The sequence below is a fragment of the Rheinheimera nanhaiensis E407-8 genome (assembly GCF_000296695.1).
Taxonomy (GTDB): domain Bacteria; phylum Pseudomonadota; class Gammaproteobacteria; order Enterobacterales; family Alteromonadaceae; genus Alishewanella; species Alishewanella nanhaiensis.
Genome location: NZ_BAFK01000015.1, coordinates 86,818 through 106,232, shown reverse-complemented (window position 1 = coordinate 106,232; position 19,415 = coordinate 86,818). Strand labels below are relative to the sequence as shown.

The window sequence follows — 19,415 nt, the reverse complement described above, 5'->3', positions numbered from 1 at the left end:
TTCTGCTGGTTATCGGTAACTTTGTTATTAATGCGTACTGGCAGGGTAAAGCCGAATATGCAGGTTATCATCCATGCCCGGCACTGACATTGCTAACCAACCGCATCACCATGCAGGCCTGGAGTAAAAACGAAGCGCTGTGTTTTGATACTGATGTGCGGCGGATTATCGTTCGCGGTACGCCAGATGAAACGCGCCAACTGGCAACACACCTGAACGTCAGAGAAAAACAGCAGCAGGCGAAACAGCAGTTTTTGCAACAGGAAGCTCAAGGAAAACGCGATAAATCAAAAGGATAAATGGATGGTTTTACCTATCTAGAGTCTACTACCATATAAGCCACAGGCGGTTTTTTATAATGTGGCTTATAGTGTAAAAACAAGCTATTCGATGAGGCTTGAGCAACAATTTTATTATGGTAATACCCCTAAAACATCTCTACTCATCCATATAAAAATTGGGAGTTAAACTACATAAGCGGTGTAATTGAGATTGTGTAATTTTCTGGGTTGGACAGCGCTTTAAAGAAAGAAACCCTTCTACCATCGAGGAGATTTCTAACTAACTCTATAAGTTTCATATCCATTTTTTCGCCAAAAATCACCTCTTTTAAAGCCTCATTTTTAGCTTTTATCACATTATCAAACAAAGATTCTGATTCGACAATTAATCTAGCTTCTTCCTCATATTGCCACTCGAGCAGCTTGACACCGAAAATTTCGCGACCTTTGTTCTCAAACTCTCCTCTCAATAGCTCGTCAATTTTAAATTGATGAGGTTTATTGGAATATGACACGTTAAGAAGTCCAATTTTATCCGCTTCAACGAGCTTTTCTTCATCGTAGCCAACACAATACCCCCTCAAACCGTCAGCATAATGCCCCCAAAGTAATGGATGTTTATTAGATTTTGACATACAAAAAATTTTGAACTGCTCTCTCAATTGTTCAATACGATCTCGTACCATACCTTTAAGTGCAAATGCAACGGCCTTAGAAACCTCATCAACTTTATCTTCATTGATTGACATAATCATGTTTACTAGCGAGTCATCTATTGTATTTGGGTGCGCCAAATTCACTTTACCTATGAAATTTTTAAAGTTTCTATAATAAGTATTTCTACAATTTGTATGGGGAAGCCCCATGTCGATTTCAAAATGAAACTCAAATGGGTCATTAAATTTATCAACGTGGGAAAAAAATAGCTCGTTGTGGAAAAGACTACAAATGTTATTAATATTTGCCGTTCTAAATTTATAAAGCACAAGATTTTCCTCAAATAGATAAATACTATTTTCAAATTCACGCTTTACAGCAGCGAGTAACTAGAATCAGAAAAACGTTAAATCCGTAATGGCAATGGATAAAACTATAATTTACTAGTTTCGCCATCTGTAACTCTGACTAAATCGCCAAAAAACCTTACAGCCTTATCTAAATCATCGCGCTTTATCAAATGCGCGTTTTTTGGATCAAAACTTTGGCAAACCTGATGAACGGCATCCCCACGCATTTTTAGCCATTTATCTAACCGTTCCCTTGCGTCTTTTGGCGTGTAATTGTTCCAGCGCCAAGATTCTGTAATATCCACACCTAGAAATTCGACGAACAGCTTTTTCACTTTGTCGGATGTTGGGTTATGTAAGCGGTTAATTTCGTGATCTAGCCTGCGTCGAATATAAGCCTTGGTAAATTCATCTTCTGAATTAGTTAACTTGGCGTCAACCTGCTCAACAGCAAAGGCTTCGATATAGGTTTCCCATGCCCCGGCAGTCATAACTAACGCAGCACGTTTAAGCACTTCGTATTGTTGTCGATGTTCATTGGACTCAAGGTTGTCGAACAACTGTATTAGCTTAACGACATCTTGCATGCCGGTTTCAAAAATAGCGTAAGCGCGGCTGGTCATAACTTCCCTTTTACTGCTTTTGGCACTAAGTCCTTTTAATGTGATGGTTTTAAACTAAGCCAGAGAGCGAAAAAAGCAAAGCACTTTCTGGTAAAAGAGTGAGCAGAATGTAAAAAGCCCCGCGTTGCGGGGCTTTGTGCTTTATTGAGTAAACCTAGCGGTTTATTCCACCGTCACTGACTTTGCCAGGTTGCGTGGCTGGTCTACGTCGGTGCCTTTGATAATGGCAACGTAGTAGCTAAGCAGCTGCAGTGGCAGGGTGTAGACGATGGGCGCCAGGATGTCGGCGACATGTGGCACGTTGATTACGCGCATAGTGGCATCAGACTGGAACTTGGCATCGGCGTCGGCGAAGACGTACAGAATACCGCCACGGGCGCGCACTTCTTCCACGTTCGATTTCAGCTTTTCCAGCAGATCGTTGTTTGGCGCCACCACGATAATTGGCATATCTGCGTCAATCAGTGCCAGCGGGCCATGCTTTAACTCGCCGGCGGCGTAGGCTTCGGCGTGAATGTAGGAGATTTCTTTTAGCTTTAACGCGCCTTCCATCGCGATTGGGTACTGATCGCCACGGCCTAAGAACAGCGCGTGGTGCTTGTCGGCAAACTCTTCGGCCAGGGCTTCAATTTGCGGCGCTAAGGTTAAGGTTTGCTCCAGCTTCGCCGGCAGGCTCTTTAAAGCATCGGTCAGCTCGCGCTGCTGCGCGCCAGTTAAGCCGTTGTACTTACCAATGGCCATGGTCAGCATCGCCAGGCCAACTAACTGTGTAGTAAAGGCTTTGGTGGAAGCCACACCAATTTCGGCGCCAGCGCGGGTCATAAAGGCCAGGTCTGACTCACGCACTAATGACGAGCCAGCTACGTTACAAATGGTTAAGCTGCCCAAATAGCCCGCTTCTTTGGCCAAACGCAATGCAGCTAAGGTGTCGGCGGTTTCGCCAGATTGCGAAATGCTCACCAGCAGGCTGTTTGGCTGCACGAACGATTTGCGGTACCGAAACTCTGAGGCAATTTCCACGTTACAGGAAATGCCACCTAACGACTCTAACCAGTAGCGCGCCACCATGCCGGAGTGGTAACTGGTACCACAGGCAACAATTTGCACGTGTTTTACTTGTTTGAACAGCTCGGCGGCGCCATTACCAAAGGTTTCATCCAACACTGAGTCACTGCTTAAGCGGCCTTCCAGTGTGTTATTAATGGCATGCGGCTGCTCGTAAATTTCTTTTAGCATAAAGTGGCGGTATTGGCCTTTGTCGCCGGCGTCGTAGCTAACGTTAGACTCGTGCACTTCACGCTCTACGGCGTTACCGTCTTTATCGAAAACGGCCACGCTGTGGCGGGTAATTTCCGCTACATCGCCTTCTTCTAAAAAGATAAAGCGGCGCGTTACCGGCAACAGCGCCAGCTGATCTGAGGCAATAAAGTTCTCGCCAATACCTAAACCGATAACCAGCGGGCTGCCAGAGCGGGCTACCACTACGCGGCTGCTGTCGGTTTTATCCAGCAATACGGTGCCGTAAGCACCATGCAACTGCTTTACCGCTTTTTGAACGGCAGCCAGCAGTGAGCCTGCTGTTTTTAGCTCTTCTTCCACTAAGTGGGCAATAACTTCAGTATCAGTATCTGAGGTAAACACATAACCTTTGGCTTTTAATGCCTCACGCAGTGGGCTATGGTTTTCAATAATACCGTTATGCACGACGGTAATGTTGCTGGAGACGTGCGGATGGGCGTTACGCTCGCTGGGCTCGCCGTGAGTCGCCCAGCGGGTGTGGGCAATACCGGTGCCGCCGGTTACCGGCTTTTCAGCCACAGCATCGGCCAGCTCTTTAACCTTACCTAAACGGCGCAAGCGGGTTAACTCACCGCTTTCGGTAACCACGGCCACGCCGGCCGAGTCATAACCGCGGTATTCTAAGCGGCGCAGGCCTTCTACCAGTATATCTACTACGTCACGCTGCGCTACAGCGCCAACTATGCCACACATATCTCTTCTCCAGAATTTAAAAGCGTTGTCTTTGTAGCAGGGCGTTATACCGCGACGCGGATCACCTTAACGCCCTGTTGTTCAATTTTTGCTGCATCGGCAGCGGCTAAACCCTCATCGGTAACCAATACCTTAATCATCGACCAGGGCAGCTCCAGGTTATGAATTTTGCGCCCCAGCTTGTCGGATTCGAGCATGACGATAACTTCGCGTGCCACTTCGGCCATCACCCGGCTTAAACTGTACAGCTCATTATAGGTGGTAGTACCGCGGGCCAGGTCGATACCGTCAGCACCGATAAACAGCTGGTCAAAGTCGTAATTACGCAGCATCTGCTCTGCCAGCTGGCCCTGAAAGGCTTCCGATTGCGGATCCCAGGTGCCGCCGGTCATTAATAAGGTCGGCTCGTTTTCCAGCTCGCGCAGCGCATTGGCAATGGCTAATGAGTTGGTCATTACTACCAGGCCGCGCTTATTAGCCAGCTCAGGTAACAGGGCAGCGGTGGTGCGGCCACTGTCGATAATAATGCGGTAATGATCTTTAATCAGGCTGGCCGCGGCTTTGGCAATGGCCAACTTTCGCTTTGAAACTTTCTCTAAACTGCTGTCGCTGACAAAATCCTGCGGTACCGGCACGGCGCCACCATAACGGCGCAGCAATAAACCGGCTTGCTCCAGCACGGTCAAGTCTTTGCGGATAGTAACTTCTGAGGTATGAAACTGCTCGGCCAGTTGCTCTACCGACAGTTCGCCCTGCTGCTGCAGTTGGCTGACGATCAAATGCCGGCGCTGTTGAGTGTTTCGTTTGTTCATTTCTTTCACTTAAGTTTCAAAACGAAAGATATTCTAAAGAAATTTGCTGCTTTTGCAAGCAATGCTGGGGCAATATTTTTTAATGCGAACTATTTGCATTTGATAATAATTCGTATTATAGTACTTTCCGTTGCGACGGAGCGCACGCAGTTACCGGCCCCGGATGGGGCTTCTCTGGTCGTTGTTTTACTTGTCTTGCACATTAAGGGGTAGGTTATGCTACCCCTGTTTTTTGCCACGTTACTATTTGCCGGGCATAAAACTGATACGACCGTTTTGTACCGCCATATTCAGCGGCACAGCGGTAAGCAGTTTAACAGTGGGGTTAGTGGTATCCAGTTTATACACCGGGTTGTTGGCCAGGTAACCGTTTACCAACTGCAGCAACTCGTTACTGACTGGCGCCAGGTTACCGCGATAGCCAGACGCTTCAATGTTGGAGTCCAGCAGCTTGACCGAGCGCAAATATACCGCTTGCTGTGCGGCGTCATAATACGGCACGCCCTCAACTTGTAGTTGCAACGTCGCCGGATAACTTAAACCAAATAACGATAAAGCCGCACTGGCATTGGTATTTAGCCGCACTACATCGGAGTTATCCGGGCCGATATCGACTTGCATGCTTTCTACCTGCATATTCAGCGGAATACCGGCCACATTGGCCTGACGCGTTAACTTAGGTACTTGCTGGCGCAGTAACTGCTCCAGATCCGCTTCACTGACGTGATAGGCCGACATCTGCTGCAGTTGGCTACATGCCGCCACTAACATTATGATGAATAACAGCATTATCTTGCGCATGTTTTTCCTTTCCTTATTTACTAGCCGATCTGACTTGAGCCAAGTTTAACACGGCAACACCATAACGCTCAGTGACTGACTTTTACCTGAATATACATTGCTCCACGTGAAACAGCGCTGACCAGCCAACCGCAGCCAGCAGGCGCAAGTTATGCTATGCTCGGCAGCAATCCATCCGGGGTTATTCACTGTTAAGCATAATTTTAAAAAAGAGAACAATATGGCGCTAATTTTAAAACTGATTGCCGGCATAGTGCTGGGTATACTGTGCGGCCTGTATGCACCCAATGCACTAACGCAACTGTTGCTGACCTTTAAAGCTTTATTTGGCCAGTTACTGTTTTTTGTCATTCCACTGCTGATTTTATTTTTTATCACCAGTGGTATCGCCGCGTTACCACGCAACTCGGGCAAGTTACTCAGTAAAACCCTGGCTATTGCCTATGGCTCTACCATAGCCGCCGGCACCCTGGCGTTTATTGTCGCCAGTATAGTGGTGCCTATGCTTACCACCAGCGCCAGCGCGGCCCCCTCAGCCACGGGTGTTAGCTTAACGCCCTTTATTGAAATGAATATCCCGCCGGTATTTAGCGTGATGACGGCGCTGACACTGGCCTTTGTATTTGGCTTGGGCATAGCGGCGACGCAAGCGCAGCAGTTAAAGCAAGTGTCCGATCAGGGCCGCGATGTTATCCAACTGGTACTGAGCAAGGTGATCATTCCATTGCTGCCGTTGTATATTGCCGGCGTGTTTGCCCAAATGGCCGCTGCCGGCACGGTATTTGGCACCTTAAAAACCTTTGGCGTAGTGCTGGTGTTAGCGATAGTGCTGCATTGGGCATGGATTATTACCCTGTACGTTATTGCTGGCATTAAAGCCGGCCGCTCGCCCTTTAGCCTTATTAAAAACATGCTGCCGGCCTATTTTACCGCACTGGGCACCATGTCCAGTGCCGCTACTATACCGGTGTCACTGCAGGCGACCAAAGCCAACGGCGTTAAACCGCATGTGGCGGATTTTACCGTGCCGCTGTGTGCCACCATTCATTTATCCGGCTCTACCATTACCATTGTCAGCTGTGCGGTGGCGGTAATGGCGATGCAAAACAACCTGGAAATTCCATCGCTATTTACTATGCTGCCGTTTATTTTAATGCTGGGCGTAGTGATGCTGGCCGCGCCGGGCGTACCGGGTGGCGCCGTAATGTCGGCAGTCGGTTTACTGGGTTCTATGCTGGGCTTTGGCGAAGCCGCTGTAGCGCTAATGATAGCGCTGTATATGGCGCAAGACAGCTTTGGTACTGCCTGTAACGTGACCGGCGACGGTGCTATTGCTGTGCTGGTGGATAAAGCGGATTAACCTTTATCATCAGTATTGCCGGTTGCAACTCCCGTTCCGGCTCACCACAGCAAGTAGCGTGAGCTTCCTGCACACGCCCTTGCAGGCCAGCAGAGCTGTTCAAATTCGCTCCAGACGAATTTGTCGTCTTTTGCCTACGGCAGGACTCAAACACTCTGTGGTGACCGATCCGGGATTTCAACCTAAATACCAGGTTGCCCAAAAACCAAACAGCCCGCATTTGCGGGCTGTTTTATTTAGCTTACTTTTTAATTTTCACTGGCCGCTGCCAGCCTTCAATATGGCGCTGCTTAGCACGCGCCACTACTAACTCACCGTCGGCGGCATCGCGGGTTAATACTGAACCAGCACCGACAGTGGCATTAACACCAACAGTCACCGGGGCAACTAAGGCGCTGTTCGAGCCGATAAAGGCACCGTCTTTAATGGTAGTGACAAACTTATTGGCACCGTCATAGTTACAGGTAATAGTACCGGCGCCGACATTCACCTTATCGCCGATTACCGCATCACCCAGGTAGGTTAAATGGTTGGCCTTAGAGCCTTTACCCAGGGTGGTTTTTTTCATCTCGACAAAGTTACCGACATGGCTGTCGTCCAGCATCACGCTGTCCGGCCGCAATCTGGCATAAGGGCCAACCGAGCAATCACTGCCTACAGTCGCTTTTTCAATCATCGAGTTTGGTTTAATTTCCGTGTTATCGCCAATCACACAGTCTTTTAAAATGCAGTTAGCGCCAATGGTTACGCCTTTACCCAGCACAACCTTGCCTTCGAAAATCACGTTAACGTCGATCATCACATCATTACCAACCTCAACACTGCCGCGCACATCGATACGGGCCGGATCACGCAAATTCGCCCCCGCCAGCATCAGCTCTTCGGCTTTACGCTGCTGATAGGCCCGTTCCAGAGCCGCTAATTGTACGCGGTTATTGGCGCCTTCTACTTCCATTGGGTTTTGCGGCTGGGCGGTGGCAATGTCCACACCTTCGCTATGCGCCATAGCGATAACATCAGTTAAATAGTACTCGCCCTGGGCATTGCTGTTCGATAGACGGCCCAGCCAGCTTTTTAGTTGCTTGCCCGGCAGCGCCATAATACCGCTGTTTACTTCAGTAATTTTTAGCTGCTCAGCGCTGGCATCTTTTTGCTCAACGATGCCCACCACTTTGCCGCTGTTATTTTCACCAGCTCGCACAATACGGCCATAACCTGTGGGATTAGCCAGATTAACCGTTAATATCGCCAGGCCATTGGCCGGTTTAACCGCTAACAGTTGTTGCAGGGTTTCTAAACGGGTTAGTGGTACATCGCCGTACAGCACTAACACTGTGTCATCATCGGCGATATTCGGTATCGCCTGCGCCACGGCATGGCCGGTGCCCAGTTGCTCGGCCTGCAACACCCAATGTAGCGGTTGTTCACCCATGGCGCTTTTTAACGCTTGTGCGCCATAGCCATACACTAACTGAGGTTTAGCGGCACCTAAAGCGCGGGCGGTGTCGATAACATGCTGCACCATCGGCCGCTCGGCTACTTTGTGTAATACCTTGGGTAAATCTGACTTCATTCTGGTGCCTTTGCCGGCCGCCAAAATCACTACATTTAATGCCATAAGAAGGGTCCCTGTCGTGGTGCGCTTACGCTGTTGCCCGATATTCTAATTGATCGGGCCACAGATTACAGGGGCAGGGTGAAGTTTTGCTGAATATTGCTTAGCTAAACCAGCTCAGGCTATGCAGCAGTTGCAAATTCAGCCAGGCCCAGAGCACCACCCAGCCGGCCGAAGCCAGCAGGGTAAAGCCATGCTCTACTTTGCAGAGTTTATCCAGTCGCATGGCGGGCTCCTATTTTAGCTGCTCAACCCGGTAGCCAGCTTGTTCTAACAGCGCCAGTACACTGTGTTCACCCGCCAGGTGGCCACCGCCGACCAGGATCAGCTCTTTTTGCGCATTGCCAAACATTTGCTGTATTTGCGGTAACCAGGCCTGGTTACGGTTAACAAACAACGCCTGATATAACACCGGATCTAACTCGCGTGCAGGCTGTACGGCCAGTTCGTCTAATTTGGCCATATCACCGGCACGCCAGGCGTCTATCATGGCGCTAAAATAGGATTTAAAGTCACCAAATTGTTCTAAATTCATGCGGATAAAGGCGTCTTCATAGCCCTCGCCCATATTGGCCAGCAACTGGATCTGGCTTTCTACCGTTTCCAGGTAGGCCTGCGCCTTACCATCAGCCTGGGCTTTTTTATCAAAGTACACATCTACGCCTTCGCCAGCCATTTGTGCTTTCATCATTTCCAGCGACAGCATTTGCAGGATAATAAAACCCGGTTTATAGCCGTCTAATTGCTGCAGTTGTACACCGTAAGGCGCAAAATAATCGCTAACTTGCTGGTACACCGCTGGCGATAACACCTCGGACAACTTGCGGCCGTCAGTGTACGCCATCGCCTGGATCATCGCCGTTTGCGCCGCAGTATCATCCGCCGCCGGCATTTTGGCTTCCAGCACCAGCGTATCGGTGGCGTTATAGGCTTTATCGAATTCAGGCGGCAGCGGGAATGCCGACGGCGGCAGCAAATGCACAGTACCACCAATATACAGATAGTCGTCCCCCTTGCTGACTTTCCACACCGAGCTTTGCGCCATAGCGCTGGTAGAGACTAAGGCAGAGCCCAGTAATAATGCCGTGCAGCAGCGTGTAACAAGTGTTTTTAGTTTCATATCAAGTTCCTCAGTTGTCGTTGCAGCACTTTAACGGTTTAATGCCTGTTTCAGGCTGTCAGTTAAGCCGGCCACAGCATTACTTACTTCTGCGCGAATACTGCTGCTAAGTTGTTGTTGCACGTCTGCCATTAACTCTGTGGTCAGTCTGGCTAATTCTACACTGGGTTGCACGCTTTCTTTCTGCTGCTGTTGTTGCGCTGCCGTTTGGCTTGGCGCCGGCTGTTGCACTGGGGCCTGTTGCTGTGCTGTCGCAACCGTGCTTAATAATAGTGCGCCGGTCAGTAACAGATTACGTGATGCTTTCATCATAGTATTCATAGTGAGGTTCCTTTTGCGTCAGTCAGAGTTAGGGTGTTAATAACGCTGGACTTACTGCCTGTCCGTTACGTTGTTAAGCTCACTGTAGAGCGGCCAACAGCAAAAGTCGCTTATCAGAAGCTAAGCAATATATCGCTAAGCTTAATTAAGCTAACGCTTTGATTAAAAACATATATAACAAACCTTATGAAAACCTTATTGCCCGTTTCCTAAGCTTTTGACGGACTTTTATTTCACTTGAATCACCTATTGCATCTGTTAAAGTTACAGCCAGTTTAAAAAAGGACAGCCTGTTAACAGATGGATACTTTACAGCTTGGTCCCTGGACCTTTACTCCGGCCGATTTCAGTATAAATGATGGCACTCAGCGCAAAGAGCTTGAACCATTACTGGTAAAGTTGCTGTTGTGCTTCAGCAAAGAGCCGGGCCGCATTATCTCACGCCAGCAGCTGGTAGAAACCATTTGGCAGCAAAGCTATGTCGATGATAACGCCATTAACCGCGCCATCTCTGAGCTTAGAAAAGCACTACAGCACCCCCAGCTTGGGCTGTCTCCGATAAAAACCCATCATCGTAAGGGCTACAGCCTGCAGCTGCCGCCGGCAGCAGTGACAATACAAAGCGGGCAAGTCAGCAGACAGCCCGGCAACGTAGCACCTGCCACTCAGCGTAAACCGCTGTGGTGGCGGTCGGGCTTAGTGGTGGTATTCATCACAATACTAGCGCTGTGGTATTGGCTGCCGGCGCCGCCAGCTGATCACCCGGCGACAGATAAGCCCACACTGACAGAGCTAAATATTCTCAACCAACACAAGGTAACCTGGTTTAAAGGTATAGAATCGCGGCCACTGGTCTCACCGGATAAACAATTACTGGCATACAGCCATTCGTTGCCCGATGGCAAGCTGCGGGTACTGGTGCGAAAACTGGGCGCCAGCGCCGGCCAGTTGTTACAGGAAGTGGCACTGGAGCAGGACAAAAAGCTGTTTAGCGTGCAAAGCTGGCAGCCGCAAAGCCGCAATTTACTGGTACAGGTGGTAAGCAAAGACGGCAGCAGTTGCACCTATCAGAACTATGACTTTAGCCAGTATCCGCAGTACGAGGTCAGCACACTGACAACCTGCGCCGGCTTTGTGCTGGGTAATGCCCAGCAAAGCGCCGATGGCCACACGCTGTATTACAGTAAAAGCAGCGCCGGCATGTATTCCAGCAATGCGCTACTGGCGGAAAACTTAACCAGCGGCAGTATACAAACCCTGCTGGCGGCACCTTCTGCCGGCCTTGGCGTTACGCTGCTGGCATTGTCAGCCGATGGCAGTAAGCTGGCCTATGTGCTGATGCCAGAGTCAAACAAGCCTGAGTTGTATTTATATGAGCCGGCAAGCCGTGAGCATCGCCGTATCGCCAGTTTACCCATGCCGCTGTTATTAATTGGCCTGGAATGGAGCCTGGATCAACAAAGCCTGCTGTTGCCGGGCACCGATGCCATACTGCAAATTAACCTGGCAGATAACAGCCAGCATATCTTAAAGCTGCCAGAGGGTGTAAAAGTGGGCGAGCTGTCACTGCTGGCAGAAAACCAGGCCTATATTTCCGGCCTGACGCCGGGCAGCACTACTCAGGCTGCCATGCAGCTGATTAAAGTGTCACAGCCCTTTGACGAGGACAAACGCCAGATCAGCTTTTTACATGATGCCGCCGGTAGCAGCCTGGCACTGGCCGTATCGCCGCTATCGGCAGACAGCTATGCGTTTTCGGCCAACTGGACCGGCGGCTGGCAGCTGTGGCTAAGCCAGGACGGCAGCAAACGCCAACTGACTGAATTGCCCAGTACCGAGCAGCCCATTAACAGCATCAGCTGGTCGGGTGATGGCCGCTATATTGCTTTTATTCAGCAGGGTAACCTGTATTTGTACGATACCCAGCGCCAGCAGCTAATCACTAAGCGTGAACAAAACGACGTAGGCCAGGCGCTATGGCTGCCCGATAACAGCGGCCTGATCCTAACCCGGGTAGAAGCGCAAACACAAAACTTGTGGCAGCTGGATTTAGTCAGTAATGATTTTACCCAGCTTACCTTTGCCGCCGGTAACTTTGCCCAATACGGCAGCAAGGGTGAGCTGTTGTATCATAAAGACGGCAAGCTCTATCAGTATGTTGACGGGGCGAAACAAGACCAACTACTTGAAGAAAACACCGATGCCAACTACATGGCGGTCTGGCTGCAGCAAGGCCAGCAGCAATACCGCTATAGTATGCTGGGCCATGTACAGCGGCGCGACTTACGTAATGGCAACGAAGAAACTACCCAGCTACCTTATCAGTTAATTGGCATACACCCAGACCCACACAACCCGGATGTGCTGTACGCCACTGCCTTTATCACGCCCGAGCTGGCACTGGAGTTTATTCAGTGGCAGCAGTAAAGCGGGCAAGCAAGCTTTGCCCTGATGCAGTATCGGGGGCGATGCTGACTTTAAAACGCTGCTGTACCTGGATCTGTGTCGACAGCGGGGCTTGTAGCTCAAAACCCAACTTAGCCTCTGCGACGCGGTTAGACGCATAAGAGATAGACACCAGCCTAGCGGTGAAATACTGCTGGCGATGTTGCAGTTGATACAGTTCGCCAACCCTGAAATGATCCAGGTGCCTGTTTTGCAGCCAAAAATAACATACAACAGGCTGACCAGGTTGCGCCACCGGAATGGTGGCTGCCGCAGTAACATAAGGCACAGCAAGATACCAATACAAGCAACCGGCTAACAGCCCTAACACCAAAACTATCCGCACACTACGCAAGAGCGCCTCCTTATAACCTGCCACGCAGGCTTAAAATTGGCTCAAACAGCCAGCTTAATAAGCTACGCTGCTCTAACATAATATCGGCATTAAGCAACATGCCCGGCTGTAGCGGCAGCTCAGTGTCATAGGCTGAGATCGTTTGGCTGTCTAACTGGATATTAACCTGATACACCGGCTCATTTAGCGGTACCGGCAAGATCACATCGCCCGGTAACAAGATGGCGGTAGACTGATGCACTACCCGGCCACTTTGTACACCAAAACGTTGGTAGGGGAAGGCCTCGAAGCGGATACGGGTTGTTTGACCAGGCGCCACAAAGCCAAAAGCGCGGGTTGGCACCAGTAGCACTGCGTGCAGGGTCGAGGGCTCAGGCATAATGGTTAGTAAGGGTTTGCCGGCTTGCGCCATACTGCCAAGCTCGGCATGTAAGTTATACACTTTGCCGGCGACTGTTGCCCTAAGCACGATTTCTTGCCGTGCAGCCAACTCAGATTGCTGCTGAGACAAACGCGCCAACTCTGACATTAGAATGGCTTTTTGCTGCTCAAACTCAATCGGCATTGCGGCTTGTGCCGCTTCAACCTCTATCAGCTGGCCGCGAATACTTTGATATTGCAGTTGTAACGTATTATCTTGTTGCTGCACTGTCAGCAGCTGTTCGCGCTGTTTATTCAATTCCAGTGTGGCAACATGCCCCTGTTGCTGCAAAGCAGTCAACCGGTCGAGTTGTTGTTGTGCCAGGCTAAAGCGTTGTGCCGACAATTGCCGCTGGGATGAAATTTCGCTCAGCTGCTGTTGTAAATTACTCACCCGCTGCTGCAATGCCTGTTGTTGTTGCTGATACAGTAACGCAGCTTCTTCTAAGCGTTGCTGTAAGCTGTGCTGCTGCTCTGCGACAGAGGTCTGCAACTGCCCCCCGAGCGCTGCACCAGCAGCCAGATACTCATCGTAAGAAATTTTTATCAGGGGCTGGCCGGGCTCTACCAACTGGCCATCCTTAACAAACAACTCAACGACAGTGCCAGAGCGTTGCGGCGCGACTCTGGCCAGACCACGATCTGGTTTCAGAAACCCTTGTACCGTTTCCTTTCGGTGAAATGAGGCCTGGCCGAGAAAAACTAACGTCAAACCAACGACCAGCAACAACACTGTCAGCAACAAACTCACACTAAGAGGCTGGGCAATAACAACATTGCCCTCCAGTTTTACGCCTTGCTGACGCAGCGCCTGCGGCCGGAATAGACTAGGCTCACTCATCATTTTCCCCTTGCATCAGTGTTTGCTTTGCTGTGCCTGATAAGCCTGCAGCAAAGGGTCGAGCATAAAGTTGAAGTTAGGCCCAAGCTGGTTTAAACGGTGCAAAAACAAGGCAGTGCCGGCTGAGCCATCAGCGTAGTCGGTATTTACCTTGGTGCGATTATTTGCCGGGAAACACAGGCCCTCCTCACGCTCTACCGCAAACACTTTAAGCGCATCGGCCGCCTGACAAGCCAGATAGTAGTACTCTTCTTGTTGCAGGAACTGATAGGCATCGAGCAAATAGTTACCCAAACCACTGATACCACTAAATAGCCCTGAGTTAACGGTATATTTAGCGGCAACTGACGGTTTAATATCGTCTAAAAACTGGCGATATGCCGGCTCACCTGTCAGCGCATGGTAACGCAGCACGACAGTAGCAACCCCCGCTGTGCCATAACCCAGATAAGGGTATAAAATAGAAGCATTCGTGCGCCGCACAAAGCCATAGGAACCCTGAGTGGATTTACCGTGATTAAAATCAGCCTGCAGGGCTAATTTCCCCAATGCCAGATAATGTTCATTTTCGGTAGCACAATATAAGTACAATAAAAATAACGCTATACCACTGCCACCCTCCCACAACCCAACGCCGACACCGGCTGCTGACGCAGCATCTTCCCAGTAAGCACCGCCATCCCGGTATACTGCGGTGTCCATCAATACATCCGCAATACGGCAAGCCTCGCTCAGCGCCTGCGGGTCCTGTGTTTTATGCCAGCGATACAGCAAACTGTAACCCAGGCCCGCTGCACCATAACCCAGCGACATATTGCGATAAAGTTGCCGGCTCAGAGCGCCTTGCTGCAATAAGCGTTCAGCCCGGTCTGGCATATGCAGATCCTGTAATAGCCAGGCCAACCCCGCCGCACCATTTAACAAACCGGGTAGCAATTCTGTTGTTTGTTGCAAGCGCCGTGTAAACCACTGTATCAGGGCTTCGGGCACCTGGCCGGTCAGATGATGCCAGGCATAAAGGACGCCCGCAGCCCCATGATCCAATGCCAACGCATGCTGACACTCCGGGCCAAGCGGTAAAATTCTGTCGCGCCGTTCCAGTTCCAGATGATGTTGGTTATACCGCAGGATGTTATCTATCATCGATGCTGCCATATGCTGAACCGCACCATGCTGCACGCTGGTGTTTAGCTGTACTGCATGCACCGTGCTGACATCAGCGGCAGCTAACAAGTTGATAGCCTGATCCAAACCAGCGCTGCTGTCTGTAAGCAGGTAAGTGACACACTGCAAATACTGTGGCGGCAAGCCTATGTCATGTTCTAACGCCTGAAAGAATACTTGTGCATAGTCTTGTTTTAAATTCAGTAAGGTGCTGCTGGGCATAAACATCGCCACCAGCACACAACCTAATGCGTAGATATCATCCTGATACTCGACACAATCCCGGCTAAGCCGGTCAGAGCGGGCAAAACCAGGTGTGTAAAAATTAACGGCAACATCAACACCACTTTCGCATGCTCCCTCAAAATCAATTAACTTTACCTCCAGCGTGTCCGGACAGACCATCAGGTTATTCAGTGATAAATCGCCAAAGATAATGCCGTTAGCATGCAGGGTTTTAATGAGCTGGAAACAGTTGATCGCAATTTTTATGCTGTTCGCTATCCAGTCCCGCATTTGCTGATCGGTAGAATGGCTATGAATAATACGACACTGTTGTAGCTGATAACTACGTAGTGTCTGGCCAGTAACAATTTCTTGTGCCAGGTACCAGTGTTGCCACTCCTGAAACAAACCATAAGCCTGTGGCGCGATACCGCTGGCAGCAAGCCGCTGCAAAATCCGGTACTCTTTATGTAAGCGGGCGATGCAGTCTTCGTCGGCATCAACCCCGACATAGGGCCGTGCTTCTTTTACTATGACGGTTTCATTGCGCTGTACATCGTTTGCCAGATAAACACCGCCGGCATTCGAAAACTTAATAACTGACTGCATCTGGTAGCGACCATCGAATAAGCCGGCACCAGGCTGCTCGTTATCGACTTGCCCGGATGTTTCACCGACGATATCAGTGAGCAGAGGATCAGTAACAAAGTCTGGCAAAATAAACTGTGCATCACGTTTATCTTCGGTGTACTGAAAAGCGGCGTTAATAATACAGGCCGTACTGCGGTTGAAATTATCTTTTAGATCAAAAGACTTAAAGCCGCCATAGCGGTAAAACAACACCTTTGCGTCTTTGTATGGCCGATCAGAGAGAATATAGGGGCCATCCTCATGCTTAAGCACTTTGTAAAGGGCGGCGATCAGCGCTTGAAAGCACGCCGTTGTGGCCGGATATATGGTAATAAACTTACCAGAAGCAGAACGCGTGCAGTTTTTGCCCAACAAGGTTTTCAGAATTTTACTGTCGCTGGCAAACTTAAATTCAGTGTTATGCGCTACACACAGTGGTACAACTTTCTGTAGCGTGTTGTATTCATTGCCCCAACGGCTGGAAACATGAATCTTCCAGCCTTGAACCGGCTTATTGTCGTCTGTAGAAATCGCCTGGGTCCAGAAGTAATCCTGCCGTAAGCGCCAGCTAATTGGCAGCAGGCTACTAACAACATCATAATATTCATTCTGTGGCTTACGCCATTCAAATGGAATGTAAAAGTCAGGATGTACATTCAAATCGCGCATTATTAATCTCCAGACAAATAAAAAAACAATACACTTATTATTAAAAAATAATACCTGTCACATGTAACAGGTATTTAAAATAAAAAAGCGGGCCAGGCCCGCTTCTTTATTTTTCATTGCTTAGCGCATAATCACTTTTTCGCCGCCTTTGCAGCTGTCACTCATGGTGCTCCACTCATCATCGCCTACACCACCGCAAGCACGGCTCATTGTGCTCCAGTCCATCGGTGCGACTTGGTCAGAGATACGGCCACCAGATACTTGCTCTAACTGCTGCAGGTTTAATACTTTATCTTTGTTGATATCTTGATTTTTCATTTTGCAATTTCCTATTGATTGTTGAGTTTAATTTTTTAACGCTGTTGCTAACCAACGATTCAATAGTAGACGTAGTAATAAATAAAAACACCTGTCAGATCTGACAGTAAAAGCATAAAACTGGCCGAAGCCAGTTTTATGCAATATCCTTTAACCGCTCTCGCTTATATTGTTCAGTGACATCCATTATTTTGCCATTACATAGCAACAACACTCTATCTGCGCTGTTAATTGTTTCAGGCCGATGAGCGATAATGATGCGGGTAATACACAAGGCTTTTATCGCCTGGTTTACGTGACTTTCTAACTGAATGTCCAGGCTTGAGGTAGCCTCGTCGAGAAAGAGGATTTTCGGCCTTTTATACAACGCCCGGGCTAAATACAGCCGTTGACGTTGGCCGCCGGATAACGAGCTACCCATGTCACCAATTAAGGCGTTATACCCCATAGGCATCGCCGTGATATCCCGATGTATACCTGCCATTACTGCACATTGTTGTACCCATTTTAAGTCGATATCCGGGTCAAAAAAGGCTATGTTCTCCGCCAGGCTGCCACTGAGTAATTGGTCTTGTTGCATGACCGCCGCCACTTGCTGCCGGAAATGCTGCTGTCCCAAATGCCGGATATCGATATCATCAACCAATACCTTACCCTCGGCAGCCGGCAGCAAACCCAACATCACTTTTGCCAATGTGGTTTTGCCAGCGCCAGAAGGGCCGATAATGGCAACACTTTCACCTGCGGCAATATTAAAGGTTAAGTTGTCAAATAATAGCGGCTCGGTTGCCGAGTAACGATATGCCAGCTTTTCAACGCTGATTTGCCCGCTGATCTCATGATAGGCGCCAGCTGCTTTGTCGGATTCTTTTTCGGTCAGGGCAATATCGGCCAAACGCTCAAGGTGTAGACGGGTCATAAACAGTTGTACCAGTTTTTCAATTAATGACGCCATCCGTTCGGTAAATTGGCTCTTATAGGTCATAAACGCAAACAGCATGCCAACTGACAAGCTGCCATTTATGACCGCCAGCGCACCTAACATCACGACCAGTGTGTTTTCAACACCAAAGAGTAACTGGTTAATAGTTTGATAAGACACTTGCCACTTACCCAACAAAAACTGCTGGTTTACTGACTCGGCGTAGCGGTTTTGCCAAATGCTGAGACGTTGGCTTTGCTTACCAAACAGCTTGACGCTTTGCATGCCACGCACGGTTTCCATAAAGTTCGATTGCTCTTTGGCGCTCGCCATTATGCTGGCTTCAGTGCGCTCACGCATGGGTTTGTACAACAACCACCTTAATAAGGCATATAACAACACCGCACTAAGCACCACACCGGCTAACAATGGGCTATAAAGATACATCATCACCAGTACCCCAACCGCCATAATGCCGTCGATCAGGCCTTCTACCAGACTGGTCGTCAGTAATTCCCGCACACTGTTGAGTGAACCAAAGCGCGATACAACATCACCGATATGACGTTTCTCAAAATAGGACATCGGCAGATGCACCAAGTGACGAAATAAATTGGTCGCCATCTGCATACTCATGGTTGAGCCAAGATACAACACCAACCAGCTACGTAGCGCCTGGGTGACAACCCGCACTAACATCAACAATCCAAACCCAAGCGCCAGTACACTTAACAAAGGCTTATCCATGCTCACCAGCACATCGTCGACAACCAGTTGCAAGTAGTAAGGCGCTGCCAGCACAAACACCTGTAACAACACTGACAGTAGAAAAATTTTTGCCAGAGCAGGTATTAAGCCCTGAATGCGCTGCCAGAAGGTGGTTAGGCCCAGGCGAACTTTCTCATCACGTGGTTGAAACTCACTGCTGGGTTGCAACTCCAGTGCAATACCACTAAAGCTGTCAGATACTTCAGACAAAGGCACCCGACGTTCACCGACCGCCGGGTCAAGAATAACAATATGTTGCTTACAGACTTTTTTTAATACCACAAAGTGGTTCATATTCCAGTGCAGGATACAAGGCAGGCTAAGCATGCGCAGTTCATCCAGCTCCAGCCGCAGTGCCCGACCCGCCAGGTTTAGCTGGTCAGCTAACTGCAATAAATGTTGCAAATTAGTACCCTTTAAGGATACGGAAAACCGGCTTCTGACGGTGGCGAGATCAAGCTGGTGGCCATGATGTCCTGCAATCATAGTGACACAAGCCAAACCACATTCGGCAGCCTCAGACTGATAAATTAATCGCATATCAGGCTCCTTATTGGTGTCGTCTGATTGGCAGTAGATCGCGTGTCGACACAGGGTTCGGCCAGTGCGAATGAGGCTGTCGCCGTGGCATAACAAAATGTTTCTACCTTGTGCTGTAACTGGTTTAGGCTCATCACTTCTTTGGCGTAGGCCAATTCAGGGTAAGATGCTGACAGTGGCATTCTC

General features: G+C 49.3%; 18 protein-coding genes. 3 read left to right on the top strand and 15 right to left on the bottom strand.

The genetic code is table 11. The features are described from left to right. On the top strand, positions 1–299 hold a 299-nt coding region (locus RNAN_RS19255), incomplete at its 5' end, for a hypothetical protein (RefSeq protein WP_040552136.1). 170 nt (positions 300–469) lie between these two features. On the opposite strand, the gene RNAN_RS12875 is transcribed toward RNAN_RS19255, so the two are convergent. From RNAN_RS12875 to RNAN_RS12855, 5 genes are all read right to left on the bottom strand, one after another. Next, positions 470–1,267: a DUF2971 domain-containing protein gene (locus tag RNAN_RS12875; RefSeq protein WP_008222440.1), complete on the bottom strand. Its 798-nt coding sequence runs from the start codon at positions 1,265–1,267 to the stop codon at positions 470–472. A gap of 104 nt (positions 1,268–1,371) precedes the next feature. Continuing rightward, positions 1,372–1,911: a HEPN domain-containing protein gene (locus RNAN_RS12870; protein ID WP_008222439.1), complete on the bottom strand. Its 540-nt coding sequence runs from the start codon at positions 1,909–1,911 to the stop codon at positions 1,372–1,374. A gap of 162 nt (positions 1,912–2,073) precedes the next feature. Beyond that, positions 2,074–3,903 (bottom strand): glutamine--fructose-6-phosphate transaminase (isomerizing), encoded by a 1,830-nt coding sequence (gene glmS, locus RNAN_RS12865; RefSeq protein ID WP_008222438.1) that lies wholly within the window; start codon positions 3,901–3,903, stop codon positions 2,074–2,076. Positions 3,904–3,947: 44 nt separating this feature from the next. After that, positions 3,948–4,715, bottom strand: coding sequence for a DeoR/GlpR family DNA-binding transcription regulator (locus tag RNAN_RS12860; RefSeq protein ID WP_040552149.1), 768 nt, complete (start codon positions 4,713–4,715; stop codon positions 3,948–3,950). Positions 4,716–4,958: 243 nt separating this feature from the next. After that, positions 4,959–5,516 carry a YceB family lipoprotein gene (locus RNAN_RS12855; protein ID WP_008222436.1) on the bottom strand — a complete coding sequence of 186 codons (558 nt, stop codon included), beginning with the start codon at positions 5,514–5,516 and terminating at the stop codon, positions 4,959–4,961. 220 nt (positions 5,517–5,736) lie between these two features. Here RNAN_RS12855 and RNAN_RS12850 point away from each other — a divergent pair, with 220 nt between their 5' ends. Beyond that, positions 5,737–6,876: a dicarboxylate/amino acid:cation symporter gene (locus tag RNAN_RS12850; protein ID WP_040552148.1), complete on the top strand. Its 1,140-nt coding sequence runs from the start codon at positions 5,737–5,739 to the stop codon at positions 6,874–6,876. 241 nt (positions 6,877–7,117) lie between these two features. On the opposite strand, the gene glmU is transcribed toward RNAN_RS12850, so the two are convergent. The 4 genes from glmU to RNAN_RS12835 form a co-directional block, all read right to left on the bottom strand. After that, the gene (glmU, locus tag RNAN_RS12845; RefSeq protein ID WP_008222434.1) at positions 7,118–8,494 is read right to left on the bottom strand and encodes a bifunctional UDP-N-acetylglucosamine diphosphorylase/glucosamine-1-phosphate N-acetyltransferase GlmU; all 1,377 of its coding nucleotides are present in this window, start codon (positions 8,492–8,494) and stop codon (positions 7,118–7,120) included. A 100-nt stretch (positions 8,495–8,594) separates the two neighbouring features. Next, positions 8,595–8,717 (bottom strand): hypothetical protein, encoded by a 123-nt coding sequence (locus tag RNAN_RS19525; RefSeq protein ID WP_008222433.1) that lies wholly within the window; start codon positions 8,715–8,717, stop codon positions 8,595–8,597. A gap of 9 nt (positions 8,718–8,726) precedes the next feature. After that, the gene (locus RNAN_RS12840) at positions 8,727–9,611 is read right to left on the bottom strand and encodes a TraB/GumN family protein (protein WP_008222432.1); all 885 of its coding nucleotides are present in this window, start codon (positions 9,609–9,611) and stop codon (positions 8,727–8,729) included. 30 nt (positions 9,612–9,641) lie between these two features. Then, a complete protein-coding gene (locus RNAN_RS12835; RefSeq protein WP_008222430.1) occupies positions 9,642–9,932 on the bottom strand; it encodes a hypothetical protein in 291 nt (96 codons plus the stop codon). 300 nt (positions 9,933–10,232) lie between these two features. Between RNAN_RS12835 and RNAN_RS12830 the strand changes: the two genes are divergently transcribed. After that, positions 10,233–12,359 carry a winged helix-turn-helix domain-containing protein gene (locus RNAN_RS12830; RefSeq protein WP_008222427.1) on the top strand — a complete coding sequence of 709 codons (2,127 nt, stop codon included), beginning with the start codon at positions 10,233–10,235 and terminating at the stop codon, positions 12,357–12,359. Here RNAN_RS12830 and RNAN_RS12825 read toward each other — a convergent pair. The 6 genes from RNAN_RS12825 to RNAN_RS19160 all read right to left on the bottom strand — a co-directional run bounded on the left by RNAN_RS12825 (position 12,340) and on the right by RNAN_RS19160 (position 19,411). Next, entirely contained in the window at positions 12,340–12,708 is a 369-nt protein-coding gene (locus RNAN_RS12825; RefSeq protein ID WP_008222426.1) for a hypothetical protein, read from the bottom strand. The genes RNAN_RS12830 and RNAN_RS12825 overlap by 20 nt on opposite strands. 34 nt (positions 12,709–12,742) lie before the next feature. Further along, positions 12,743–13,993, bottom strand: a complete 1,251-nt coding sequence (locus RNAN_RS12820) for an HlyD family secretion protein (RefSeq protein WP_008222424.1) — start codon at positions 13,991–13,993, stop codon at positions 12,743–12,745. A 15-nt stretch (positions 13,994–14,008) separates the two neighbouring features. Continuing rightward, positions 14,009–16,681, bottom strand: a complete 2,673-nt coding sequence (lanKC, locus tag RNAN_RS12815) for a class III lanthionine synthetase LanKC (protein WP_008222422.1) — start codon at positions 16,679–16,681, stop codon at positions 14,009–14,011. 120 nt (positions 16,682–16,801) lie between these two features. After that, positions 16,802–16,999 carry a hypothetical protein gene (locus RNAN_RS12810; protein WP_008222418.1) on the bottom strand — a complete coding sequence of 66 codons (198 nt, stop codon included), beginning with the start codon at positions 16,997–16,999 and terminating at the stop codon, positions 16,802–16,804. A gap of 136 nt (positions 17,000–17,135) precedes the next feature. Further along, complete coding sequence (locus RNAN_RS12805; protein WP_008222416.1) at positions 17,136–19,229, bottom strand: peptidase domain-containing ABC transporter; 2,094 nt, start codon at positions 19,227–19,229, stop codon at positions 17,136–17,138. Next, positions 19,220–19,411 (bottom strand): hypothetical protein, encoded by a 192-nt coding sequence (locus tag RNAN_RS19160; RefSeq protein WP_008222414.1) that lies wholly within the window; start codon positions 19,409–19,411, stop codon positions 19,220–19,222. Before RNAN_RS19160 ends, RNAN_RS12805 begins: the two co-directional genes overlap by 10 nt. Positions 19,412–19,415 lie beyond the last annotated feature (4 nt).

Excerpts from the sequence above, each read along its gene's own strand:
- RNAN_RS12870 (WP_008222439.1), bottom strand. The coding sequence starts at position 1,911 with ATGACCAGCCGCGCTTACGCTATTTTTGAAACCGGCATGCAAGATGTC.
- glmS (WP_008222438.1), bottom strand. The coding sequence starts at position 3,903 with ATGTGTGGCATAGTTGGCGCTGTAGCGCAGCGTGACGTAGTAGATATA.
- RNAN_RS12860 (WP_040552149.1), bottom strand. The coding sequence starts at position 4,715 with ATGAACAAACGAAACACTCAACAGCGCCGGCATTTGATCGTCAGCCAA.
- RNAN_RS12855 (WP_008222436.1), bottom strand. The coding sequence starts at position 5,516 with ATGCGCAAGATAATGCTGTTATTCATCATAATGTTAGTGGCGGCATGT.
- RNAN_RS12850 (WP_040552148.1), top strand. The coding sequence starts at position 5,737 with ATGGCGCTAATTTTAAAACTGATTGCCGGCATAGTGCTGGGTATACTG.
- glmU (WP_008222434.1), bottom strand. The coding sequence starts at position 8,494 with ATGGCATTAAATGTAGTGATTTTGGCGGCCGGCAAAGGCACCAGAATG.
- RNAN_RS19525 (WP_008222433.1), bottom strand. The coding sequence starts at position 8,717 with ATGCGACTGGATAAACTCTGCAAAGTAGAGCATGGCTTTACCCTGCTG.
- RNAN_RS12840 (WP_008222432.1), bottom strand. The coding sequence starts at position 9,611 with ATGAAACTAAAAACACTTGTTACACGCTGCTGCACGGCATTATTACTG.
- RNAN_RS12835 (WP_008222430.1), bottom strand. The coding sequence starts at position 9,932 with ATGAATACTATGATGAAAGCATCACGTAATCTGTTACTGACCGGCGCA.
- RNAN_RS12830 (WP_008222427.1), top strand. The coding sequence starts at position 10,233 with ATGGATACTTTACAGCTTGGTCCCTGGACCTTTACTCCGGCCGATTTC.
- RNAN_RS12820 (WP_008222424.1), bottom strand. The coding sequence starts at position 13,993 with ATGAGTGAGCCTAGTCTATTCCGGCCGCAGGCGCTGCGTCAGCAAGGC.
- lanKC (WP_008222422.1), bottom strand. The coding sequence starts at position 16,681 with ATGCGCGATTTGAATGTACATCCTGACTTTTACATTCCATTTGAATGG.
- RNAN_RS12810 (WP_008222418.1), bottom strand. The coding sequence starts at position 16,999 with ATGAAAAATCAAGATATCAACAAAGATAAAGTATTAAACCTGCAGCAG.
- RNAN_RS12805 (WP_008222416.1), bottom strand. The coding sequence starts at position 19,229 with ATGCGATTAATTTATCAGTCTGAGGCTGCCGAATGTGGTTTGGCTTGT.
- RNAN_RS19160 (WP_008222414.1), bottom strand. The coding sequence starts at position 19,411 with ATGCCACTGTCAGCATCTTACCCTGAATTGGCCTACGCCAAAGAAGTG.